Consider the following 3422-nt stretch of genomic DNA (forward strand, 5'->3'; position numbering starts at 1 on the left):
GCTTTCGGTCATGGGGCTGATTCTTATATGCTCAAAAGTGCTGATATAGAATTGATTGAACTAGCCATCAAGAGAGCTTACTTTAATGAATGTCTACTTGACCCGAAGCTGGCTAAAAAACTGTTAGAAAGCGTTTATCAAAACAGATATATTGACCCTAGTTTTGCTGACAAAAACTTGCTTGACTCTCCCACCGAGCGGCAAATACAAGTTCTGCGATTACTGGCTCAGGGTTTAGTTTTTGAACAGATTGCCAGAGAAATGTTTCTCTCTGTTAGTACAGTCAAACATTATGCTAGCGATTTGTACAGTAAATGGCACGTCAAGAACCGTTATGAGGCGATAAAAAGAGGGGCGATGCTTGGTTATATCGACTATAACTTGATTATGAATGAATGATGTATTGGTGAGGAGAGCGAAAGGATAGTCGGGGAGTGGTGGGGTTTATTTTTGTACAAAATCTCTATATCCCTAACTAGCCCAATCGTTGCTGCAACACGCCCAGAGCGCACTGTCAGAACATCGGCAGTCATTATTGAGATACAGCCCAACTTTTAGGTAAAAAGTCAACGGTTCAGTTCAGAAGAGTTGAAGCGATTGTTTAACGAACTGGTAGAGGCGAGTCTGGCTAGATGCTACGACCATCGAAATTAGCCCAAGTCAGATAAACGGCCAGAATGGACAGGATTAGACAGAAACCTTATGCAGCAATGGACGGACAGACGCGACAGACATCTAGACAGACACACGGGCAGTAGACATTAGCCTGCCTTTTCAACTTCTTTACAATTTTTTCCATTGTGCTATATATTACTAGTCTGCTAATATACAGGCGATTAGTATCAAGTTAAAGGATGCTTGTATGTTTAGTAATTGGTCAGTACGTAGAGTCTTAAAAACTTTTGGTGGCTTGGCTGTTGGCATTGCAAGTATTAGTACAGTTAACTACTTAACCACTAACCATCTAGCTTTAGCGACATCGAATTCTTCTAAACTCCAGAACACGAATCAGTTAACTATTAGCGTAGGCAAAAGTAGCTCAGAAAATATACTACTTGCTCAAGTTCCTTCTATTACTCGAACAATTAATGATACACAAGTTACGGCATACCCACTTTACCGTTACTATAATCCATCAATTGTTAACCACTTATACACTACTAATTTTGGTGAGCTAGGAAATGGTAATGGCGGATATATCTCGGAAGGAATTGCCGCCTATATTTCTACACAACAAGACCCTGGAACTATTCCTCTATATCGAGCTTATAGTCAATCAGCCACAAATCATTTTTACACCACTAATCTTAGTGAATTGGTTGCTGTTGGTGGCTTAGGCTATGCCTATGAAGGTGTTGTAGGTTATATCTATTCTCTACCTGTTACAGGTACTATTCCTCTATATCGATATTACAGTTCCAAAAATACAAACCACTTATACACTACTAATTTTGCGGAGCTGGGTAATGGGAGAAATGGGTATGTGCTAGAAGGTATTACAGGTTACGTCATTCCTAGCTAAGGGGTTACCCGCCCGATATCTAATACGACTATCCCTCTTCTAAGAAACAGAAATGTTTCTTTACATCCATTGGGAATGTGATCGCTTCCTCAGACGCTTGTGTCACTTTAGTAGAAGCCCATCGCTGTAAGCCTTCTGGAGTTTGAATTTCTGGGTTTTAGCTATAAATTCTAGTTTCTGTTAGTAAATAAAGGCTCAAAGCTTGATTCAATCAAAGGTTGAGAATTTCGCTTCGATTATTGTTTTCCAAAAGTGACATAACAGGGCTAATAGATTGATATCACTCATTGATAGCAGAGATTCAATCAAGAGTGTAGAACCCAGTATAGACATCGGAACTGCCCCAACATGAGCAAATACTATTGGTGTGGATGATACCTCCCTTTGGTCATCATGCTGCAAACATAAGCTATTTTTATCAGCCAACGAAAGAATGCCCTTTGTAGCGTTTGTGGTGTCGGGCTGATTGATAAGTTTAGTTTAATCGGGTGTCATCGCTCACGAGAGAATAGGCTTTTCGGTCGCTTACATTGTTTAATTGCAGAAAGACCATGTAGGCTAGAACGTATGAAAATAAACAGATTCGGCAGGGCAGAAATTCTCACACCCGATCAAATCAATCTCCTATTTAACGAGGGCTTTGTCAACCCACGCGATCGGGCATTGTTTGGCGTGTGCCTTTATGCTGCCTGCCGAATTAACGAAGCTTGCACTTTGGCGGTAAAAGACGTGTTCGGCAGTAACGGTGTCAGAGGCGTGTTAGTACTACGCAGTGTCAACACCAAAGGCAAGCGAGATACAAGGGAAATTCAAGTGCATCCGAAACTAAGGCAGTATTTAGAAGAGTACAACCCTAATCGTCGTAAAGAGTTCTTGTTTCCCGGTCGGCATGGGTTGTTACATATTCACAAGGTCAGCGCTGACAAAATCCTTAGAGATACCTGTGTGCGGCTGGGCATTGAGGGCGTTAGTACCCACAGCTTCCGTAGAACTGCGTTAACCAGGATGAGCGATGCCGGGATACCGTTGCGCCACATTCAGGAGATATCGGGGCATCGGACGCTGGCAGCTTTGGAGCGTTATCTGGGGGTAACTGAGAAGCAGAAGCAAAACGCTATCTCTGCTTTGGATTTTTAAGTATTTAAAATAAACTCTCATGCCTCGTCAACCTCATGAAATTAAACCAGATTACTGCTACCACATTACAACTCGTAGCTAATTATGAAAAAGAAACAACCTAAATATCTAAAAGCTATGAAACGAATTAAAGCCACTATCAACAAATCGAAAAATCCAAGCCGATTATTGAAAGATGTGATAACTAAAAAAGAATTTAAGAAAAGGTGCGGTATTTTAAAAAATAAGATATATTAGAACACTTTTTTAAATATAAGTATTAATGCTTGAAATCTCTAGTATGAAAAACAAATATAAGGTGGGTATATTGGTATGTGTATTATTAGTGTTTACTTCATCATGTACAAGTAAAGAGACTACATATATCGGTACAGATAAAGGATACGATGTAGAACCTGCTGATGTTAAAGACTATCCTTGTGTTTTTTACTATAGGCATACTGTTTATGATAGATTTATTAATGATAATGCAGGTAAATTTATTATGAAGTTAGATAATGAAACTAGTCAATATGAAAAAAAACAAATGATTGTACTATAAATAAAAATCCTGATAATACAATTGGTAATCGACCACGGGGCGATCGCAAATTACAAGAAAGTAAAACCCATTGACATCAAAGAGTTAGAGTTCAAAAGAAGCAGACAGCAGACTAATTCAATTTGGGAAATCAAACTGTATAAATTCGTGGGTTTTAAGCAGCATAATTGAGCAGCAACTTTACTCGGCAGGAACTTGTGGAAGTAAAGAAGGAGTTGGTTG

Annotated in this window: 4 protein-coding genes; all 4 read left to right on the forward strand. The window is 39.4% G+C overall.

Annotation, left to right across the window (positions count from 1 at the left end; all coding sequences use genetic code 11):
* Positions 1 to 399, forward strand: a 399-nt coding sequence (locus H6G97_RS48070) for a response regulator transcription factor (RefSeq protein WP_190947381.1), incomplete at its 5' end; no start/stop codon positions are given.
* A 463-nt stretch (positions 400 to 862) separates the two neighbouring features.
* Positions 863 to 1522 (forward strand): hypothetical protein, encoded by a 660-nt coding sequence (locus H6G97_RS48075; protein ID WP_190947382.1) that lies wholly within the window; start codon positions 863 to 865, stop codon positions 1520 to 1522.
* A gap of 567 nt (positions 1523 to 2089) precedes the next feature.
* Complete coding sequence (locus H6G97_RS48080) at positions 2090 to 2659, forward strand: tyrosine-type recombinase/integrase (RefSeq protein ID WP_190947383.1); 570 nt, start codon at positions 2090 to 2092, stop codon at positions 2657 to 2659.
* Between the two features lie 280 nt (positions 2660 to 2939).
* On the forward strand, positions 2940 to 3200 hold the full coding sequence (locus H6G97_RS48085; protein WP_190947384.1) for a hypothetical protein: 261 nt from the start codon (positions 2940 to 2942) through the stop codon (positions 3198 to 3200).
* Positions 3201 to 3422 lie beyond the last annotated feature (222 nt).

Source organism: Nostoc flagelliforme FACHB-838, from assembly GCF_014698065.1.
Lineage (GTDB): Bacteria > Cyanobacteriota > Cyanobacteriia > Cyanobacteriales > Nostocaceae > Nostoc > Nostoc flagelliforme_B.

Excerpts from the sequence above, each read along its gene's own strand:
- H6G97_RS48075 (WP_190947382.1), top strand. The coding sequence starts at position 863 with ATGTTTAGTAATTGGTCAGTACGTAGAGTCTTAAAAACTTTTGGTGGC.
- H6G97_RS48080 (WP_190947383.1), top strand. The coding sequence starts at position 2,090 with ATGAAAATAAACAGATTCGGCAGGGCAGAAATTCTCACACCCGATCAA.
- H6G97_RS48085 (WP_190947384.1), top strand. The coding sequence starts at position 2,940 with ATGAAAAACAAATATAAGGTGGGTATATTGGTATGTGTATTATTAGTG.